Below are 21,140 nucleotides of genomic sequence, written 5' to 3'. Positions count from 1 at the left end.
ATCCGATGGAGACGCTGTAAGGTTACAACCTCCGGGCAGATTGCCACGTCGCTGCGCTCCTCGCAATGACGGGGGAGAGTTGAAAGATGAAATGGTATGGTGAATGGATTTCCTGCCCGATAAACACGCAACTACGAAATCAAACAGATAAGGATGAAAGCATTTACGAAAAAAATTGTCTTGGAGAACGGCCGTGAATTTTACGGATACGGTTTCGGCGCCGACCGCGAGGCCATCAACGAGATCGTCTTCAATACCTCGATGGTGGGGTATCAGGAGATCATGTCCGATCCGTCGTACACCGATCAGATGGTGGTGATGACCTACCCGCTGATCGGCAACTACGGCATGACCGACGAGGATTACGAAACCAAAACGCCGACCATCGGCGGCATGATCGTCCGCGAGTACAACGACTCGCCGTCGAACTTCCGCTATACGAAGACGTTGAACGAGGTTTTCGAGGAGCATGACATTCCGGCTATCTGGGGCGTCGACACCCGCGCCCTGACGCGCATCATCCGCGACGAGGGTACGCAGAAGGTGCTCATCACCGACGCTGCGACGCCCCGCGAGGAGGCTCTGCGCAAACTGGCCGAGTACGTCACTCCGCACGACATGGTTTCGCGCGTAAGCTGCAAAAAACGCTGGATGTCGCGTGTCCCGAACCACAAATACGACGTGGTGGCCGTCGACTGCGGCATCAAATACAACATCATCCGTCTGCTGAATCGCGTGGGCTGCAACGTGACGGTCATGCCCTACAACTCCACCGCGGAGGAGATCATGGCGTTCCGTCCCGACGGCATCGTGCTTTCGAACGGCCCCGGCAACCCGGAGGACGTCGCCCCGGTGATCGAGCTGGTGAAACAGCTCCGGGGCAAGCTGCCGATCTTCGGCATCTGCATGGGCCATCAGTTGATTTCGCTGGCTTACGGTGCCAAGACCTTTAAGATGAAGTTCGGCCACCGCGGCGCCAACCACCCGGTGAAGAACCTCGTGACGGGCAAGCTCGAGATCACGAGCCAGAACCACAGCTACGCCGTGGATGTCGATTCGCTGGAGGGCACGGGGCTCACGCTGACGCATGTCAACCTGCTCGACGGCACGGCCGAGGGCGTGGAGTGCGCCGCCGACGGGGTTTTCTCGATGCAGTACCACCCCGAGAGCGCTTCGGGACCGCAGGACAGCGCCTATTTGTTCAAGAAGTTCACTAAAATAATGGAGGATCACAAAAATGCCTAAGAGAAAGGATATCAAAAAGGTAATGGTCATCGGGTCGGGTCCGATCGTCATCGGACAGGCCGCTGAGTTCGACTATGCGGGTACGCAGGCGTGTCTCGCACTCAAAGAGGAGGGATACGAGGTGATCCTCGCCAACTCGAACCCCGCCACGATCATGACCGACACGCATATCGCCGACAAGGTTTATATGGAGCCCCTGACGCTGGAGTACGTGGCCAAGATCATCCGCTACGAACGTCCCGACGCCATCGTTCCGGGACTGGGCGGGCAGACGGGCCTGAACCTCGCGGTGCAGCTGGCCAAGAAGGGCATTCTCCAGGAGTGCCAGGTCGAGATTCTGGGCACCTCGTTCGAGTCGATCGAGCGCGCCGAGGACCGCGAACTGTTCAAAGAGTTGTGCGAATCGCTGGGCGAGCCGGTGATCGAGTCGCAGATCGCCATGTCGATCGAAGAGGCGGCCGAGGTGGCTCACCGGATCGGTTATCCGGTGGTGCTGCGTCCGGCCTTCACGCTGGGCGGCACGGGCGGCGGCTTCGCCGACGATGAGGCCGAACTGCGCGAGATGATGCGCAACGCGCTTGCCGCATCGCCCGTGCATCAGGTGCTCATCGAGAAGAGCATCAGGGGTTATAAGGAGATCGAGTTCGAGGTGATGCGCGACCACAACGATACGGCCATCTGCATCTGCTGCATGGAGAACATCGATCCCGTGGGCGTCCATACCGGCGACTCGATCGTCGTGGCTCCGAGCCAGACGCTCACCAACAAGGAGTTCCAGATGTTGCGCGACTCGGCGCTGAAGCTCATCCGTGCGCTGAAGATCGAGGGCGGCTGCAACGTGCAGTTCGCGCTGGACCCCCTTTCGTTCAAATACTACCTGATCGAGGTCAATCCCCGCGTGTCGCGCTCCTCGGCCCTGGCGTCGAAGGCTTCGGGCTATCCGATCGCCCGCGTCAGCGCGAAGATCGCCGTGGGTCTGACGCTCGACGAAATCCGCATCGCCAACACGCCGGCTTCGTTCGAGCCGACGCTGGACTACGTGGTGACGAAAGTCGCCCGCTTCCCCTTCGACAAGTTCTCCGACGCTTCGAACAAGCTCGGTACGCAGATGAAGGCTACGGGCGAGGTGATGTCGATCGGCCGCACGATGGAGGAGTCGCTGCTGAAAGCGGTGCGTTCGCTCGAGACGGGGGTCTGCCACCTCTATCACAAGAAGTTCGATTCGTGGTCGAACGACGCCCTGCTGGACTACATCAAAGAGGGTACCGACGACCGGGTGTACGCCATCACGCAGCTGATCCGCAACGGCGTCGACCTGGCGCTGATCTATAACAACACGAAGATCGACATGTTCTTCCTCGAGAAGTTCAAGAACATCATCGAGTTCGAGGCGGTCGTCCGCGCCAATCCGACGGATGTCGAGACGCTCCGCGCCGCCAAGCGCATGGGATTCAGCGACAAGTACATCGGTCAGTTGTGGGGGCTCTCGCAGCACGACATGTATCTCCTGCGCGAGAAGAACGACATCTTCCCGGTCTACAAGATGATCGACACCTGCGCCAGCGAGTTCGCTTCCTACGTGCCCTATTTCTACTCGACCTACGAGGAGGAGAACGAATCGATCGTCAGCCAGAAAGAGAAGATCATCGTGCTCGGTTCGGGCCCGATCCGCATCGGACAGGGCGTCGAGTTCGACTACTCGACCGTGCACGCCATCTGGTCGATCCGCGCCGCGGGCTACGAGGCGATCATCATCAACAACAACCCCGAGACCGTCTCGACGGACTATACCACCAGCGACAAACTCTACTTCGAGCCGCTGACGGTGGAGGACGTGATGAACGTCGTGCACCTCGAGAAACCGAAGGCCATCGTCGTGTCGCTCGGCGGACAGACGGCCATCAATCTCGCCGAACCCCTTGCGAAGCTGGGCGTGCCCATCATCGGCACCGACACCCAGGCGATCAAAAACGCCGAGGACCGCGGCTGCTTCGAGCGGATTATGGAGGAGCTGGAGATTCCCCAGCCTGAGGCCGAGGCCGTGACCGACATCGAGTCGGGTGTGAGGGCTGCGGCCCGCATCGGCTATCCGGTGCTGGTTCGCCCGAGCTACGTGCTGGGCGGCCGCGCCATGCAGATCGTTTCGAACGAGGAGCGCCTGCGCCACTACCTGCAAACTGCCGTGGAGATCGACGTGGACCAGCCGGTGCTGGTCGACCGCTACATCATGGGCAAGGAGCTGGAGGTGGATGCCATCTGCGACGGCAAGGATGTTTTCATCCCCGGCATCATGGAGCATGTCGAGCACACGGGTATCCACTCGGGCGACTCGATCAGCGTCTATCCGACCTTCAGCGTGAGCCAGAAGGCCAAGGACAAGATCATCGACTATACGGTGAAGCTGGGTCTGCGCATCGGCATCGTCGGACTGTACAACATCCAGTTCATCGTGGCCGGCGACGACGACGTCTATGTCATCGAGGTCAACCCGCGCTCGTCGCGCACCGTGCCGTTCCTCTCGAAGTCGACGGGCGTGCCGATGGCCCACATCGCCACGCAGGTCATCCTGGGCAAATCGCTGCGCGAGCAGGGCATCACCGAGGTCTGCGGCAAGGAGAAGGAGCGCTGGTACGTCAAAGCCCCGGCTTTCTCGTTCGCCAAGATCCGCGGCATGGATTCCTACCTCTCGCCGGAGATGAAATCGACGGGCGAGGCGATCGGCTACGACGACAAGATCACGCGGGCGCTCTACAAGGCCCTGCAGGCTACGGGCATGCACGTTTCGAACTACGGAACGATCTTCGTCACCATCGCCGACGACGACAAGGAGCAGGCGCTTCCGCTCGTAAGGCGGTTCTACGACCTGGGCTTCAACATCGAGGCGACGACCGGGACGGCGGAGTTCCTGCGTGAGCACGGCATCCGCACCCGCACGCGCCGCAAGCTCAACGAGGGCAGCAACGAGATCATCGACGCGCTGCGTCAGGGACATGTCAGCTACGTCATCAACACGATCGACATCAACCAGCACAACACGCGCCTGGACGGTTACGAAATCCGCCGTACGGCCGTCGAGAACAACGTGACGGTCTTCACGGCGCTGGAAACGGTGAAGGTGCTGCTGGACGTGCTGGAGGAGATCACGCTGCGCGTATCGACCATAGATTCCAAGTAATGTATAAGAAAGGTATATATAAGATTCTCACGAACGAGCCGCTGACCGACGCGGTGTGGCGGATGACGCTCGCCGGCGACACGCAGTGGATCGCGGCGCCCGGGCAGTTCGTCAACATCGCGCTGGAGGGCAGGTATTTGCGCCGTCCCATCTCGGTCTGCGATTTCGATGACCGCTCGATCACGCTGATCTACAAGGTCGTGGGCGGAGGCACCGAACAGATGAGCCGGATGCAGGCGGGCGAAGAGCTCGACCTGCTGACGGGCCTCGGCAACGGGTTCTCGACGAAGAACGACGCCCGGCGGCCCCTGCTGGTCGGGGGCGGCGTGGGCGTTCCGCCGCTCTACAACCTGGCGAAGCGGCTCCTGGCCGAAGGCAAGCCGGTGCAGGTGGTGCTGGGTTTCAACACCGCCGCGGAGGTCTTCTACGAGGAGGAGTTCCGTGCGCTGGGGTGCGAGGTCACCGTTTCGACGGTCGACGGCTCGCGGGGCGTCGAAGGGTTCGTCACCACGGCCATCGCCGAGCGGGGGCTGGATTTCGACTATTTCTATGCCTGCGGCCCGCTGCCGATGCTCCATGCACTGTACAACGCGACGGACCGCGACGGGCAGTTGTCGTTCGAGGAGCGCATGGGTTGCGGATTCGGCGCCTGCATGGGTTGTTCGTGCAAAACCAAATACGGCAACAAACGCATCTGCAAAGAGGGGCCGGTATTGGAGAAAGGAGAGATCATATGGTAGACACATCGGTTGAACTGTGCGGCCTCAGGCTGGACAATCCGGTCGTTCCGGCCAGCGGAACTTTCGGTTACGGCAATGAATTCCGGGAGTTTTACGACATCAACGTCCTCGGATCGTTCTCGTTCAAAGGCACCACGCGGGAGCCGCGCTTCGGCAACCCCACGCCCCGCATCGCCGAGTGCGAAGCCGGAATGATAAACGCCGTGGGATTGCAGAATCCCGGCATCGACGCCGTGATCCGCGAGGAACTGCCGCGGCTGAAAACCTTTTTCCGGAAACCCGTCATCGCCAATATTTCGGGATTCTCGGTCGAGGAGTACGCCTATTGCTGCGAGCGGATCGACAAGCAGGAGCAGGTCGGCATCATCGAGGTCAACGTCTCGTGCCCCAACGTGCGGCACGGCGGCATGTCGTTCGGCACCTGCCCGGACGCCGCCGCCGAGGTGACGCGCGCCGTGAAGGCGGTGACGACGAAGCCCGTGTTCATCAAACTCTCGCCCAACGTCACGGACATCGTTTTGATCGCCCGGGCGTGCGAGGAGGCTGGAGCCGACGGCATCTGTCTGATAAACACGCTGCTGGGCATGCGCATCGACGTTGCCCGCCGCCGTCCGGTCATCGCCAACACGATGGGCGGATTTTCGGGCGCCGCGGTCTTCCCCGTGGCTGTGCGGATGGTCTATCAGGTCGCCAAAGCGTGCCGGATTCCCGTCATGGGGTGCGGCGGCGTCACGACGGCCCGCGACGTGATCGAGATGATGATGGCCGGGGCCACGGCCGTGCAGGTCGGGGCCGCCAACCTGGTGAATCCCTACGCTTCGAAGGAGATCGTCGAGGCCCTGCCCGGCGAGATGGAGCGGCTGGGCATCGAAAAATTGTCAGACATAATCGGCATCGTATGATCGCATGGCATCTTCGGCACTTCCCTCGCCGGCTTCGGCAGTCGCATACGTCGAGTATGCTCCTGCCTTGCCGGCTTTACGAAGTCCCGAACCTGCCATACGCTGATACGATGCAGAATTAAGAAAAAATATGCAACGCGATGTAATCATAGCCTGCGATTTCAAATCCGCAGAAGACACTTTCCGGTTCCTCGACCTTTTCAAAGACGAGGAGCGCAAACCTTTTTTGAAGATCGGCATGGAGCTTTTCTACGCCGAGGGACCCTCGATCGTGCGCGAGATCAAACGCCGGGGACACAAAATCTTCCTCGACCTGAAGCTCCACGACATTCCCAACACCGTGAAAAAGGCGATGGCCGTGCTGTCGCGGCTGGACGTGGACATGTGCAACGTCCATGCGGCGGGGACGATCGAGATGATGAAGGCCGCCCTCGAGGGGCTTACCCGCGCCGACGGCACGCGGCCGCTGCTGATCGCCGTGACGCAGCTGACCTCGACGAGCGAGGAGCGCATGCGCAGCGAACTGCTGATCGACGCCTCGATCAACGACACGATCGTGAAATACGCGCAGAACACCCGTGATGCCGGGTTGGACGGCGTGGTCTGCTCGCCGCTGGAGGCCGGCATGGTGCATGAGGCGTGCGGCGCGGGATTCCTCACGGTCACGCCCGGCGTGCGATTTGCAGACGGGGACGTAGCGGACCAGGTGCGCGTCACGACCCCTGCCCGCGCCCGTGAGATCGGCTCCGACTTTATCGTCGTGGGACGTCCCATCACGGCTGCGGAGGACCCCGTGGCGGCTTACCGCCGGTGCGTGGCCGAGTTCGTCGGATAATTCGCAAAATCGCTTTTTACGGCGTTATGCGTCGTCGCCGGACTGCTCGTTTGCCGCTGTAAACTCCGTGTCCGGCACTTTGCAGGCCTTGTAAAAAGACAATTTATCGAATTACTTTAAACTGTATAGCTTATGAAACCGGTAAAACTTTTCTATCTGAAATCGTGCCCCTTCTGCAAGAAGGCGCTGCGCTACATCGAAGAGGTGAAAGCCGCCCATCCGGAGCTGGCTGCCGTCGGGATCGAGATGATCGAGGAGTCGGAGCAGCCCGACGTTGCCGACACGTTCGACTACTACTACGTGCCGACGTTCTATGTGGACGGAGTGAAAGTCCACGAGGGCGGCATCTATCCCGAAGAGGTGGAGAAGATTTTGCGGCGGGCTCTCGAATAACCCGAAAAAACGAAAAACACGATAAAAAATGGAGAAATCAATTGCGAAAGATTTGCTGTCGATCGGCGCGGTGTTCCTGCGTCCCGAACAGCCTTTTACCTGGGCGAGCGGTATCAAAAGCCCGATTTACTGCGATAACCGGCTGACGCTCACGGCTCCCGTCGTCCGCGGACACGTCGAGGCGGGCCTTGCCGAAATCGTCCGTACGAAGTTCCCCGAAGCCGAGGTGCTGATGGGGACCTCGACGGCCGGCATCGCCCATGCGGCCATCACGGCCACGATCCTCGACCTGCCGATGGGCTATGTGCGCTCGGGTTCGAAAGACCACGGACGCGGCAACCAGATCGAGGGCAAGCTGGAAAAGGGCCAGAAGGTCGTGGTGATCGAGGACCTCATCTCGACGGGCGGTTCGTGCATCGAGGTCGTCGAAGCGCTGCGCGCCGCGGGCGCCGAGGTGCTGGGCGTGGCTTCGATCTTCACCTACGGGATGAAGAAGGGCCTCGACCGCATGAAAGAGGCGAATGTCGTGAATTACAGCCTTTCGAACCTCGACGCGCTCGTGGAAGTCGCTGCCGAGGAGGGGTATATCGAACCCGGGGACAAGGCGCGGCTGCTGAAATTCCGCGATAATCCCTCGGACGAGAGTTGGATGAATAAATAGTCCGGACCATGCGACATTTGATTGATCCCACCGACCTCACGGTTGAAGAGACCGAGCAGATCGTAGCCCTGGCGGAGGACATCATCGCCAACCGCGCCAAGTACAGCGAGGCCTGCAAGGGCAAGAAACTGGCCACGCTGTTCTACGAGCCCTCGACCCGCACCCGGCTGAGCTTCACGGCGGCGATGCTCGAACTGGGCGGGCAGGTCATCGGTTTTTCCGATGCCAACTCCTCGTCGGTTTCCAAGGGCGAGACGGTGGCCGACACCGTGCGCGTGATCCGCTGTTTTGCGGACATTATCGCCATGCGCCACTTCAAGGAGGGGGCGCCGCTCGTGGCCTCGCAGTATGCGGGCGTCCCGGTCATCAACGCCGGCGACGGCAGCCACTCGCACCCGACGCAGACCCTCACGGACCTGCTGACGATCAAACGCGAAAAGGGCCGTTTCGACAACATGACCATCGGCTTCTGCGGCGACCTGAAATTCGGCCGCACGGTGCACTCGCTCATCAAGGCCCTGTCGCGCTATTCGGGGATCAAGGTGATCCTCATTTCGCCCGAGGAGCTGCGCCTGCCGGACTACATGCTGCACGAGATGAGCGTCAATTCGAAGCTCGAGTTCCGCGAGGTGCGCACGATGGAGGAGGTGATGCCCGAACTGGACATCCTCTACATGACGCGCGTGCAGAAGGAGCGCTTCCTCGACGAGGAGGAGTTCGACCGCGTGAAGAACAGTTTCGTACTCAACCCCGAAAAGCTCACCACCGCCAGGGAGGATATGATTATTCTCCATCCGCTGCCGCGCGTCAACGAGATCACGCGGGCCGTGGACAACGATCCCCGTGCGGCCTATTTCCGGCAGGTCGAAAACGGCAAGTTCGTGCGCATGGCGCTGATCTATACGTTGCTGCGCTGGGCCGACGAGAACAAGCCCTTCGACCGCACTCCGGTTTTCAGCGAGGAATACGTCGTGAACGAATACGAGTGTCCGAACCGCCGCTGCATCTCTGCCACGGAGGATGTGGACCGGCTTTTCCACCGCCAGGCGGACGGCACCTGCCGCTGCGCCTACTGCGAGGCGAAGGCCCGGCAGGATTGATGCCGTGAATGTGGATAAATTGTCGATAGAATCTGTCCGGGAATTTTGAAAGTACGCCGGAAAGCGTTACTTTTGTAACGTTGTTTTAACAACTGTTTAGGTTAACTCCGATGATTCCCATTTGCAATATCGACCAGCGCGAACGAAAGAAACGACAGGGACAAGCCGCTGTCTTCTATTCGTCGGCGTGCCGGCAGATGCAGCCCGCACACTCCCCGAAGCAGCAGATGCCTGCTCGTGGAATGCTCGGATAGATACAAGACCGCCACGGCAGGAATGTCGTGGCGGTTTCCCGTCTAAGAGCCGCCCGTCTAAGAGGCGGGTTTCAGGGGCGGTGGCCGGTTGTCGGGTTTCTGGGGCGGGTTTTGCGCTTCCTCCGTCTGAGAGACGGGTTTTGAACGAACGAATTAAAGCGAATTTATATGAAAGTAGGCGTGATTATGGGCTCTGTGAGCGATTACGAAGTGATGTCCGAGGCGGTTTCGACGCTCGAAGCGTTCGGCGTGGATTTCGAGAAACGGGTGGTCAGCGCACACCGCACGCCCGATCTGCTGTGCGAATACGCCAAGACGGCCCGCGAACGCGGTATCGGCGTGATTATCGCCGGGGCCGGGGGCGCCGCGCACCTGCCGGGCATGGTGGCTTCGATGACCCCGCTGCCCGTGGTGGGCGTTCCCGTGAAATCGCGGGCCCTGAACGGACTGGACTCGCTGTTGTCGATCGTGCAGATGCCCGCGGGCGTTCCCGTGGCCACGACGGCCATCAACGGAGCCAAGAACGCCGCGCTGATCGCCGTGTCGATCCTTGCGCTGCAGGACGCCGGTCTGGCCGCGAAACTCGACGCCTTCCGCGCCAAACAGACTGCCGACGTACTCAAAGCCGAGCTGTAATGAAGACCATCGGTATCATAGGCGGAGGCCAGTTGGGGCTGATGATCGCGGAGCAGGCGCGGGAATTGGGCGTGCGCACCATAAGCCTCGATCCGGCTCCGGACGCCCCGGCGTTCAGGGTTTGCGACGAGCATATCGTGGCGGCTTACGACGATGCCGTGGCGCTCGAGGAGTTGTGCCGCCGCAGCGACGCGGTGACCTACGAATTTGAAAATGTGCCGGGAGAGATTCTGATCCCGCTGTGCGAAAAATACAACATCCCGCAGGGTTACAAACCCCTGTATGATTCGCAGGACCGCCTGCGTGAGAAGACCAACGCCCGCGACCACGGGCTTCGCACGCCCGGCTTCGCCGCCGTGGACGACGAAGCGTCGCTGCGGGCAGCCGTGAAGGAGCTGGGATTGCCCGCCGTGCTGAAAACCCGCACGCTGGGGTACGACGGCCACGGACAGCTGGTGCTGAAAACCGAGGCCGATATCGAGCGGGCCCTGCCGCTGCTGGCGGTGCCCTGCATTCTGGAGGAGTTCGTGCGTTTCGATTCCGAAGCCAGCATCGTGATGGTCGCCGACGCGGAGCAGGTGGTGAGCTTTCCGGTGGGGCGCAACATCCACCGCGACGGAATCCTCGACCTCTGTATCGTGCCCGCCGAGGCTGATCCGCTGGTGTTGGAGCGGATGAAGTGCGCGAGCGAACGCTTCATGCGCGACTGCGGCTACCGGGGCATCCTGGCCATCGAGTATTTCATCAAAGGCGATGAGTTCTATTTCAACGAGATGGCTCCGCGTCCCCACAACTCGGGACACTACACCATCGAGGGTTCGACCACGAACCAGTTCCGCGAACTGGTGCGCTATCTCGTCGGAGAACCCTTGCAGGAGCCGCGGCTGGTGGCGCCTACGGTGATGAAGAATATCCTGGGGCAGGATCTCGAAGCGGCTGAAAAGGTCGCTGCGGAGAACCGCGACGGCGTTTACGTCCACCTTTACGGCAAGACGGAGAGCCGTCCCAAACGCAAGATGGGCCACATTACTTTTGTCGGTATGGATGCCGGGGAGTATGCCGGCGAATGGGCCGAACGATTTGTAAAATAAGTGCAAACAAGATAAAATGAACACGACTGACTATCGTATTTTCGTAGAAAAACTGCCCCGCTTCCGGGTCGAGGCCGAGAGCCTGCGCCGGGAGCTGAATGCCAACCTGAATCTGGAACTGGGCGAAGTGCGCCTGCTCTGCGTCTACGACCTATTCGGCTTCAGCGGGGAACTGCTGGAGAAGAGCCGCTACACGGTTTTCGGCGAGGTGGTGACCGACTCCGTGACCGACACGTGCGACCTCACGGGCCGCAAATACATCGCCGTAGAGTACTTGCCCGGGCAGTTCGACCAGCGCGCCGCGTCGGCTGTCGACTGTGTGCGGCTGATCGACCCCGAGGCCCAGGTCAACATCCGTTCGTCGAAGCTGCTGCTGTTCGACGACAAGGTGACCGATGCCGAGCTGGAGAAGATCCGCCATTATTACATCAACGCCGTGGAGTCGCGCGAGAAAAACCTCGCGGTGCTGAGCGACATGGAGCAGGCCGAGGTGAAGCCCGTCGAGGTATTGGAGGGTTTCCGGGAGATGACGGATGCGGAGTTGGAGCCCTACTGCAAGCGGATGGGGCTGGCGATGAACGACGACGACCTGCGCGAGGTGGTGAAGTATTTCCGCGCCGAGGGCCGCGATCCCTATGAGACCGAACTGCGCATTCTCGACACCTATTGGAGCGACCACTGCCGCCACACGACCTTCACGACCGAACTGGAGGGCATCACCGTCGAGGAGTCGTTCGCCAAGGCGGAGATCGAGGATTCGCTGGCGCTGTACCTGCGCATCCGCCGCGAGTTGGGCCGTGAGCACAAGAGCCTCTGCCTGATGGACATGGCGACGATCGGCGCCCGCTACCTGAAGCAGAAGGGGCTGTTGGACGATATGGAGGTCTCGGAGGAGAATAATGCCTGCTCGGTCTATATCGACGTGGATGTCGACGGGCAGACCGAAAAATGGCTCCTGCAATTTAAGAACGAAACCCATAACCACCCCACGGAGATCGAACCCTTCGGCGGGGCTTCGACCTGTCTGGGCGGCGCCATCCGCGACCCGCTGTCGGGACGCAGCTACGTCTATCAGGCGATGCGCGTGACGGGTGCCGGAAATATCTACCTGCCGGTTTCCGAGACCCTTCCGGGCAAACTGCCGCAGAGCGTCATTTCGAAGAAGGCCGCGGCCGGCTATTCGAGCTACGGCAACCAGATCGGTCTGGCGACGACCCACGTGCGGGAGATTTACCACGACGACTATGTGGCCAAGCGCCTCGAGGTGGGGGCCGTGGTGGGGGCCGTGAAGGCTGCGAACGTGCGCCGCGAGCGTCCCGCTCCCGGCGACAGGATCATCATGTTCGGCGGCCGCACGGGCCGCGACGGCATCGGCGGAGCCACGGGCTCGTCGAAGGAGCACAACGTGAAGTCGCTCGAAACGTGCGGCAGCGAGGTGCAGAAGGGCAACGCCCCCGAGGAGCGCAAGTTGGAGAGGCTGTTCCGCCGTCCGGAGGTGACGCGCCTCGTCAAAAAATCGAACGATTTCGGCGCCGGCGGCGTCAGCGTCGCCATCGGCGAGCTGGCCGACGGACTGGACATCTACCTCGACCGCGTGAAGACCAAATACAGCGGACTGAATTCCACGGAGCTGGCTATCAGCGAGTCGCAGGAGCGCATGTCGGTGGTCATCGAGGCGAAGGACATGGAGGAGTTCATGGGTTACTGCCGCGAGGAGAATATCGAGGCGGTGCACGTGGCCGACGTGACGGACACGGCGCGGATGCGGATGTTCAACGGCGACCGCAAGGTCGTGGACCTCAGCCGCGAATTCATCGACAGCGCCGGAGCGAAACACTATGCCGAGGCCAAGATCGGGGAGGTCGAGAACCGCGATCCTTTCGTCCGCGAAGTGGCGGGGGAGAGCCTTGCCGAGCGGTTTGTGAATAATTTGAAAGACAATAACGTCGTCTCGCAGCGGGGCCTGATCGAGATGTTCGACTCGACGATCGGCCGTTCCACGGTGCTGATGCCCTTCGGCGGCCGCATGCAGCGCAGCGAGACGCAGGTTTCGGTGCAGAAACTCCCGACCGACGGATATACCGACACGGCCAGCGTCATGGCTTTCGGCTACAACCCTTATGTGGCTTCGTGGAGCCCCTACCACGGTGCGGCTTACGCCGTTGTGGAGGCCGCCGCGAAGGTCGTGGCTGCGGGTGCGCGGTATGACAGGATGCGCTACTCCTATCAGGAGTATTTCGAGCGCATGACCAAGAATCCCGAGTCGTGGGGCAAGCCCCTCAGCGCGCTGCTGGGCGCCCTGAAGATGCAGGTCGAGCTGGGACTGCCCTCGATCGGCGGCAAGGACTCGATGTCGGGAACCTTCCAGCAGATCAACGTGCCGCCGATGCTGATGGCTTTCGGCATCACGACGGTCGATGCGCGGACGGTCATTTCGACCGACCTCAAAGGGGCCGGACACCGTATCTATCTCATTCGCCATACGCCGCTGGAGTGCCGGATGCCCGACACGGCGCAGCTGAAGGAGAACTTTACGTTCGTCAGCTCGCAGATCGAGGCCGGAAAGATTCTCTCGGCGTGGTCCGTCGGCTTCGGCGGTGTGGCCGAAGGATTGGCTAAGATGGCTTTCGGCAACGGCATCGGCGCCGAGGTGACGATGGACGAGGCGAAACTCTACGAATACAGCTACGGCTCGATCCTCGTCGAGTGCGAGGGTACGTTAGAATACCCGTATGCCGAGCAGCTGGGCTTCACCGTCGCCGAGGAGGCGTTGACGGTCAACGGCGTGAAGATGCCGCTCGAGGAGCTTTACAAGGCCAATACGGAGAAATTCGCGGCGGTCTATCCGGACAAGGGCCGGAACACCGCGACGGTGATGACCTCCGCACCCGCCCCGAAGACGTTCGTCTATCCGGGCGAGGCGGTGGAGCATCCGCAGGTCTATATCCCGGTGTTCCCCGGCACGAACTGCGACTACGACACCGCCAAGGCGTTCCGCAAGGCGGGCGCCGAGGTCGAGATGAGCGTGCTGTGCAACATCGGCGGCGACGACATCCTGCGCTCGATCGCTGAGATGAAGGAGCATATCCGCCGGGCGCATATCTTCGTGCTGAGCGGCGGCTTCTCGTCAGGCGACGAACCCGACGGAAGTGCGAAGTTCATTGTGAACGTGCTGAACAATAAAGATATCCGCGATGAAATCCACGCGCTGATCGACCGCGGGGGCCTGATCCTGGGCATCTGCAACGGTTTCCAGGCGTTGGTGAAATCGGGACTGCTGCCCTATGGACGCCTGGGCATGGTGACCAAGGATTCGCCGACGCTCTTCCGCAACGACATCAACCGCCACATCTCGCAGATCGTCACGACGCGCGTCGCCACAACCGCGTCGCCGTGGCTCGCGGGCTTCCGGCCGGGTGACCTGCACTCGATTGCCGTCAGCCACGGCGAGGGCAAGTTCGTGGTGAGCGAGGAGCTGGCCAAAGAGCTTTTCGCCAACGGGCAGGTGGCTTTCCAGTACGCCGACGCCGACGGCAATCCGACGGCCGAAGCGCCCTGTAACCCCAACGGTTCGCAGTACGCCATCGAGGGCCTCGTTTCGCGCAACGGACAGATTTTGGGCAAGATGGGCCATACGGAGCGTTACGAGAAGAACCTTTTCAAGAATATCGCCGGCAACAAGGAGCAGTCGTTGTTCTCGAATGCCGTGAATTATTTCCGCAAAAAATAAAACACGAACGATGATGCAGGGAAAAACTTTTTTTCGGATTTGGACGGCGCTGCTGGCTGCGGCGCTGCTGGCCGGGTGCGGCAGCGAACGGACGGACAACATGCGTCTGCTCTATTGGAACATCCAGAACGGCATGTGGTCCGATCAGGGCAACAACTACGACAATTTCGTCGCCTGGGTCCGGGAATACGACCCCGATGTCTGCGTCTGGTGCGAGGCCCAATCGAACTACAAAACGGGTTCCGCTGAAAAAATGGACCCTGCGGATCGTTACCTGACCGATAATTGGGGCGAACTCGCCGCCCGTTACGGTCACAAATACTGGTACAAGGGCGGCCACCGGGACAACTTCCCGCAGGTCATCACGTCGAAATATCCGATCGAGAACGTCGAACGCATCGTCGGGTCGCAGCCCGACAGCGTCGTCAGCCACGGCTGCGGCTGGGCGCGCATCGAGAAGAACGGCAGGACGGTCCATATCGTGACGCTCCACACATGGCCGCAGGCGTATGCCTTCGGGGCGGAGGACCGCGAGGCGAGCCGGGCCGAACACGGCGGCGACAAATACCGACGCATGGAGATCGAGTACATTTGCCGGCACACGATCGGGTCGGTTCCGGGTGCGGAGGATCAGTTGTGGATGATGATGGGCGACTTCAACGCCCGCTCGCGCGTCGACAATGCGGTTTACGGCTATCCCGAGGACGACACCCGCCTGCTGGTGCACGACTACATCCTGCAGAACACGCCCTATGCGGACGTTATCGGCGAGCGCTACTCCGGGGAGTTTAAGACCACGATCCACGGACAGGCGCGCATCGATTTCGTCTACTGCACGCGCCCGCTCTGCGACCGGATCACGCATGCCGAGGTGATTACGGACGCTTTCACCGATCCGGTCCGCGATCCGGACGGGCTGGCGAATTTCTGGCACCCTTCGGACCATCGGCCCATCCTGGTCGATTTCAACATGGAATAAAACAATGAATCGATAAACACCAAAAACACAAAAACACCATGAAACAGCTCGAAATGCTCTACGAGGGCAAGGCAAAACAGGTTTTCCGCACCGACGATCCCGATAAGATCATCATCCACTACAAGGATGCGGCTACGGCTTTCAACAACATCAAGAAGGCCACGATCGAAGGAAAGGGCGTGCTGAACAATGCCATTTCGACGATCATTTTCAAAGAGCTCCAGAAGGCGGGCGTCAAGACCCACTATGTCGAGACCGTCAACGACCGCGACCAGATTTGCCGCCGTGTCGAGATCATTCCGCTGGAAGTGATCGTGCGCAACGTCATCGCCGGTTCGATGGCCCAGCGTCTCGGCATCGAGGAGGGTACGCAGCCTTCGAACGTCATTTTCGACATCTGCTACAAGAAGGACGAGCTGGGCGACCCGCTGATCAACGACCACCACGCCGTAGCGCTCGGCGCCGCCACCTACGAGGAGCTGAACGAGATGTACGCCATGACGGCCAAGATCAACGAGGTGCTGAAGGAGCTGTTCCTGAAGATGAACATTAAGCTGGTGGACTTTAAGATCGAGTTCGGCAAGACGTTGGACGGCGAGATCGTGCTGGCCGACGAGGTGTCGCCCGACACCTGCCGCCTGTGGGACGCCACGACCAACGAGAAACTCGACAAGGACCGTTTCCGCCGCGATCTGGGCAAGGTCCGCGAGGCTTACGAGGAGATTCTGGCACGTCTGAAAAAAATCACCGCCTAAGATGATGGAAGTGATCCGCGACCGCGAATTGCACGAGGAGTGCGGGGTTTTCGGCATCTACGGGGTGCCGAACGCCGCGTCGCTGACTTACTACGGCCTTCATGCCCTGCAGCACCGCGGGCAGGAGGGTACCGGCATCGTCTCGGTGGATGAGAACGGCTCCTTCCGCCACATCAAGGGCGAGGGGTTGGTGACCGAGGTTTTCAACGAGGAGAAACTTGCTACCCTGAAAGGGGCGACGGCTATCGGCCATGTGCGCTATACCACGGCCGGGGGCGGCGGCATGGAGAATGTCCAGCCGTTCCTTTTCCGCCACAATACGGGCGATTTCGCATTGGCGCATAACGGTAACATCGTCAATTCGGAACTGCTGCGCCGCCATCTCGAGAACAAGGGAAGCCTGTTTCAGTCGACTTCCGACAGCGAGATTCTGGCCCACCTCATCAAAAAGGAGACGCGCTACCACGACCGGCCGCGCATCTTCTCGATCATCGACGCGCTGAACATGCTCGAGGGCGCTTTCGCGTTCCTGATTATGACGGCCAACCGCATCTACGCCTGCCGCGACAAGTACGGTCTGCGCCCGCTGTCGATCGGACGGCTGGGCGACGGCTGGGTGGTCTCGAGCGAGACCTGCGCTTTCGATGTGCTGGGCGCGGAGTTCGTGCGCGACGTGGAGCCGGGCGAGATCGTGACGATCGACAAACAGGGTATTCGCAGCCGCGACTACTCGATGTACAAGCGTCACGAAATGTGTTCGATGGAGTATATCTATTTCGCACGCCCGGACAGCGACATCGACGGCCGCAACGTCCATGCCTACCGCAAGGAATCGGGACGCCTGCTCTACAAGGAGGCTCCCGCCGATGCGGACATCGTGGTCGGCGTGCCCGATTCGAGTCTCAGCGCCGCGATGGGTTATGCCGAGGCGAGCGGACTGCCCTATGAAATGGGGCTGATTAAGAACAAGTATATCGGTCGCACGTTCATTCAGCCGACCCAAGAGTTGCGGGAGAAGGGTGTGCGGATGAAACTTTCGGCCGTGCGCTCGATTGTCAAAGGCAAGCGTGTGGTGCTGGTCGACGACTCGATCGTGCGCGGCACCACTTCGCGGCGCATCGTCACGATGCTGAAGGAGGCGGGAGCTACCGAGGTGCACGTGCGCATCGCCAGCCCCCCGATGATCAGTCCTTGTTTTTACGGAGTGGACACCTCGACCTATGACGAACTGATCTCGGCCCGCAAGAATCCCGAGGCCGTGTGTGAGGAGATCGGCGCTGATTCGCTGGTATTCCTCTCGCCCGCGTCGTTGCTGGAGGCCGGCGGCTGCAGTGAGCTTTGCATGGCCTGCTTCACGGGACGCTATCCCACGGCGCTGTACCAGTCGCTCGAGGAGGTCAACAAAGACGTAAAATGTTAGAAAATCTTAAACCATAAATTCTATGGCTCAAAGTTATGAAAAGGCCGGCGTGAATCTCGAAGCCGGGTATGAAGTGGTGCGGCGCATCAAAAAGCATGTGGCTTCGACCTCGCGTCCGGGAGTGATGGGCAACATCGGCGCCTTCGGCGGGATGTTCGACCTCTCGGCCCTGAACGTGAAGGAGCCGGTGCTCGTAAGCGGCACCGACGGCGTGGGCACCAAGCTCAAACTGGCCTTCGAGATGGACAAGCACGACACGATCGGCATTGACGCCGTGGCCATGTGCGTCAACGACGTGCTGGCGCAGGGCGCCGAACCGCTGGAGTTCCTCGATTATGTGGCCGTGGGCCGCAACGAACCCCAGAAGATCGAAGCCATCGTCGCCGGCGTCGCCGACGGCTGCCGGCAGGCCGGCTGTGCGCTGGTGGGCGGCGAGACCGCCGAAATGCCGGGCATGTATGCCGAGGGCGAATACGACATCGCCGGATTCACGGTGGGTGTCGTGGAGAAGTCGAAGCTGATCGACGGATCGAAAGTCAAAGCGGGCGACGTGCTCGTGGGGATCGCTTCGAGCGGCGTGCACTCCAACGGCTTCAGCCTCGTGCGCAAGATCGTTTCGGACAACTGCCTGAACCTGCGCGAGTCCTATCCCGAACTGTCGAACAAACAGCTCGGCGAGGTGCTGCTCACGCCGACGAAGATTTACGTGAAGCAGGTGTTGGAGGTGATCCGCAACTGCGACGTGCACGGCATCAGCCACATCACGGGCGGCGGTTTCGACGAGAACATCCCCCGCATCCTGCACGAAGGCCAGGGCATCGAGATCGAGGAGGGCACGTGGGAGATTCTGCCCGTGTTCCGCTTCCTCGAGAAATACGGCAAGGTAGCCCACCGCGAGATGTTCAACATCTTCAACATGGGTATCGGCATGGTCATCGCCCTCGACGCGGGCGAGGCGCAGAAGGCCATCGACATCCTCACGGCACAGGGCGAACGGGCCTCGGTCATCGGACGCGTAACCGACACCGAGGGTGTTGTCATCCGATAGAGGGATGCGGCGCCTTGCGGTATTCGCCAGCGGCAGCGGCACCAATTTCGAAGCCATCGTCCGGGCCTGCGAGCGGGGCGAACTGGCTGCCGAAGTGGTGCTGATGGTCTGCGACAAGCCCGGTGCGAAGGTGGTCGAAAGGGCTGCGGAGCACGGGGTTGCGGCATTTGTCTTCGCCCCGAAGCAGTACGCTTCGAAGGCCGATTACGAGCGGGAGATCATCGCACGGTTGGATGCCGCGGGCGTGGAGCTGGTCTGCCTGGCGGGCTACATGCGCATCATCGGCGACGAACTGCTGGGAGCCTACGGGGGGCGGATCATCAACATCCATCCGTCGCTGCTGCCGGCTTTCCGGGGCGCTCATGCCATCGAACAGGCGTTGGAATACGGCGTCAAAGTCTTCGGCGTGACGATCCACTACGTCGACGGTGAGCTCGACGGCGGGCGCATCATCGCCCAGCGGGCTTTTCCCTACGAGGGCAATGACATCGGGGAACTGGAAGCGATGATTCATGCCGTGGAATATCCGTTATACATTGAAACTATTAAAAAACTGATCGAATAATGCGAGCATTAATAAGCGTAAGCGACAAAACCGGTGTCGTGGAGTTCGCCAAGGGACTGCGGGCCCTGGGCTGGGAGGTGATCGCCACGGGCGGCACGATGAAACTGCTGGCCGACAGCGGTGTGGAGGTAATCAACATCAGCGACGTCACGGGATTTCCCGAGATTTGCGACGGCCGTGTGAAGACCCTGCATCCGAACGTGCACGGCGGCCTGCTGGCCCGCCGCGACGATCCGGAGCATCTGAAAGCCCTGAAAGATAACCACATCGAGTTTATCGACCTGGTCTGCGTGAACCTCTATCCGTTCCGCTGGACGATCGAGACGCCCGGTGTGAAGATGGAGGATGCCATCGAGAACATCGACATCGGCGGTCCCTCGATGCTGCGTTCGGCGGCCAAGAACTGGGCCGACGTGACGGTGGTCTGCGACCCCGCGGATTATGAGGTGATTTTGAACGAGATTCGCGCCGGCGGCAACACCGAGAAGGCCACGCGCCTGAAGCTCTCGGCAAAAGCCTATACGCACACTGCCGAATACGACGCGATGATTGCGACCTATATGCGTGCGCAGGCGGGCCTGAACGAAAAACTGTTCCTCGAATTCGACCTCGTGCAGTCGTTGCGCTACGGCGAGAACCCCCACCAGTCGGCCAGGTTCTACCGCGAGGAGAAGGAGGTTCCCTATTCGCTGGCCTTTGCCAAACAGCTCAACGGCAAGGAGTTGTCGTACAACAATATTCAGGACGCCAACGCTGCGCTGTGCATCGTGCGTGAGTTCGACAAGCCGTTCTGCGTGGGCCTGAAACACATGAATCCCTGCGGTGCGGCCACGGGTAAGGATGTCGTGGAGGCGTGGACTAAGGCTTATGAAGCCGACAAGGTGTCGATCTTCGGCGGTATCGTGGCCACGAACTGCACGGTGACGAAAGAGGCCGCCGAGCTGATGAAGCCGATCTTTTTGGAGATCATCATGGCCCCGAAATTCGACGAGGGAGCGCTCGAGGTGCTTTGCACGAAGAAGAACCTGCGCCTGCTCGAAGTCAGCATGGACAAGGGCGCCGTCGATCCCAAGCAGTATGTGAGCGTCAACGGCGGTCTGCTGGTGCAGGACCTCGACGTGGCTACGAAGGCCGTTACGGCCGATATGTGCGTCACGAAGGCGAAGCCCGCCCCGGAGCAGATGGAGGACCTGAATTTCGGCTGGCACATCGTCAAACACGTGAAGTCGAACGCCATCGTGGCGGTGAAGGACGGCCGTACGCTGGGCGTCGGCGCCGGACAGATGAACCGCATCGGCTCGGCGGAGATCGCCCTGAAACAGGCGCATGCCGCGGGTGTCACCGAGGGGCTTGTGCTGGCGTCGGACGGATTTTTCCCCTTCGACGACTGCGTGACGCTGGCCGCCGAATACGGCGTGACGGCGATCGTGCAGCCCGGCGGTTCGGTCCGCGATGAGGATTCGGTCAAAATGGCCGACGAGAAGGGCATTGCGATGGTATTCACGGGTGAGAGACACTTTAAGCATTAATTTTTAACGTATTTCCGGTCGCGTGCGACAAGCCCCTCCCGAGGGAGGGGTTTGGGGTGGGGTCAGACTTGTAAACACGGCG

At 60.7% G+C, this 21,140-nt stretch carries 17 protein-coding genes; all 17 read left to right on the top strand.

Annotated features, from left to right (window positions below):
• The first annotated feature begins 153 nt into the window (after positions 1-153).
• The 17 genes from carA to purH all read left to right on the top strand — a co-directional run bounded on the left by carA (position 154) and on the right by purH (position 21,058).
• Positions 154-1,245, top strand: a complete 1,092-nt coding sequence (gene carA / locus BLU78_RS04155; RefSeq protein ID WP_010263000.1) for a glutamine-hydrolyzing carbamoyl-phosphate synthase small subunit — start codon at positions 154-156, stop codon at positions 1,243-1,245.
• Positions 1,238-4,420: a carbamoyl-phosphate synthase large subunit gene (gene carB, locus BLU78_RS04150; RefSeq protein ID WP_010263003.1), complete on the top strand. Its 3,183-nt coding sequence runs from the start codon at positions 1,238-1,240 to the stop codon at positions 4,418-4,420. The genes carA and carB overlap by 8 nt, the downstream gene beginning before the upstream one ends.
• Positions 4,420-5,160: a dihydroorotate dehydrogenase electron transfer subunit gene (locus BLU78_RS04145; RefSeq protein ID WP_010263005.1), complete on the top strand. Its 741-nt coding sequence runs from the start codon at positions 4,420-4,422 to the stop codon at positions 5,158-5,160. The genes carB and BLU78_RS04145 overlap by 1 nt, the downstream gene beginning before the upstream one ends.
• Positions 5,154-6,062, top strand: a complete 909-nt coding sequence (locus tag BLU78_RS04140) for a dihydroorotate dehydrogenase (protein WP_010263008.1) — start codon at positions 5,154-5,156, stop codon at positions 6,060-6,062. The genes BLU78_RS04145 and BLU78_RS04140 overlap by 7 nt, the downstream gene beginning before the upstream one ends.
• A 130-nt stretch (positions 6,063-6,192) precedes the next feature.
• Positions 6,193-6,897 carry an orotidine-5'-phosphate decarboxylase gene (pyrF, locus tag BLU78_RS04135; RefSeq protein WP_010263009.1) on the top strand — a complete coding sequence of 235 codons (705 nt, stop codon included), beginning with the start codon at positions 6,193-6,195 and terminating at the stop codon, positions 6,895-6,897.
• Between the two features lie 132 nt (positions 6,898-7,029).
• On the top strand, positions 7,030-7,290 hold the full coding sequence (locus BLU78_RS04130) for a TlpA family protein disulfide reductase (RefSeq protein WP_010263010.1): 261 nt from the start codon (positions 7,030-7,032) through the stop codon (positions 7,288-7,290).
• A gap of 28 nt (positions 7,291-7,318) precedes the next feature.
• Complete coding sequence (gene pyrE, locus BLU78_RS04125) at positions 7,319-7,951, top strand: orotate phosphoribosyltransferase (RefSeq protein ID WP_010263011.1); 633 nt, start codon at positions 7,319-7,321, stop codon at positions 7,949-7,951.
• Between the two features lie 8 nt (positions 7,952-7,959).
• Positions 7,960-9,051, top strand: coding sequence for an aspartate carbamoyltransferase (pyrB, locus tag BLU78_RS04120; protein ID WP_026020744.1), 1,092 nt, complete (start codon positions 7,960-7,962; stop codon positions 9,049-9,051).
• Positions 9,052-9,473: 422 nt separating this feature from the next.
• Positions 9,474-9,941 carry a 5-(carboxyamino)imidazole ribonucleotide mutase gene (gene purE, locus BLU78_RS04115; protein WP_010263014.1) on the top strand — a complete coding sequence of 156 codons (468 nt, stop codon included), beginning with the start codon at positions 9,474-9,476 and terminating at the stop codon, positions 9,939-9,941.
• Complete coding sequence (gene purK / locus BLU78_RS04110) at positions 9,941-11,032, top strand: 5-(carboxyamino)imidazole ribonucleotide synthase (RefSeq protein ID WP_010263016.1); 1,092 nt, start codon at positions 9,941-9,943, stop codon at positions 11,030-11,032. Before purE ends, purK begins: the two co-directional genes overlap by 1 nt.
• Before the next feature lie 16 nt (positions 11,033-11,048).
• Entirely contained in the window at positions 11,049-14,762 is a 3,714-nt protein-coding gene (locus BLU78_RS04105; protein WP_010263018.1) for a phosphoribosylformylglycinamidine synthase, read from the top strand.
• 10 nt (positions 14,763-14,772) lie between these two features.
• Entirely contained in the window at positions 14,773-15,741 is a 969-nt protein-coding gene (locus BLU78_RS04100) for an endonuclease/exonuclease/phosphatase family protein (RefSeq protein ID WP_010263019.1), read from the top strand.
• Positions 15,742-15,779: 38 nt separating this feature from the next.
• Positions 15,780-16,496: a phosphoribosylaminoimidazolesuccinocarboxamide synthase gene (purC, locus tag BLU78_RS04095; protein ID WP_010263020.1), complete on the top strand. Its 717-nt coding sequence runs from the start codon at positions 15,780-15,782 to the stop codon at positions 16,494-16,496.
• 1 nt (position 16,497) lies between these two features.
• Positions 16,498-17,916 carry an amidophosphoribosyltransferase gene (gene purF / locus BLU78_RS04090; RefSeq protein WP_010263021.1) on the top strand — a complete coding sequence of 473 codons (1,419 nt, stop codon included), beginning with the start codon at positions 16,498-16,500 and terminating at the stop codon, positions 17,914-17,916.
• 22 nt (positions 17,917-17,938) lie between these two features.
• A complete protein-coding gene (purM, locus tag BLU78_RS04085) occupies positions 17,939-18,964 on the top strand; it encodes a phosphoribosylformylglycinamidine cyclo-ligase (protein WP_010263023.1) in 1,026 nt (341 codons plus the stop codon).
• A 4-nt stretch (positions 18,965-18,968) separates the two neighbouring features.
• On the top strand, positions 18,969-19,529 hold the full coding sequence (gene purN / locus BLU78_RS04080) for a phosphoribosylglycinamide formyltransferase (protein ID WP_010263027.1): 561 nt from the start codon (positions 18,969-18,971) through the stop codon (positions 19,527-19,529).
• Positions 19,529-21,058, top strand: a complete 1,530-nt coding sequence (purH, locus tag BLU78_RS04075) for a bifunctional phosphoribosylaminoimidazolecarboxamide formyltransferase/IMP cyclohydrolase (RefSeq protein WP_010263031.1) — start codon at positions 19,529-19,531, stop codon at positions 21,056-21,058. The genes purN and purH overlap by 1 nt, the downstream gene beginning before the upstream one ends.
• Positions 21,059-21,140: the final 82 nt, after the last annotated feature.

Source organism: Alistipes timonensis JC136 (assembly GCF_900107675.1).
Taxonomy (GTDB): Bacteria; Bacteroidota; Bacteroidia; order Bacteroidales; family Rikenellaceae; genus Alistipes; species Alistipes timonensis.
This window is presented reverse-complemented; position numbering and strand designations above follow the sequence as displayed.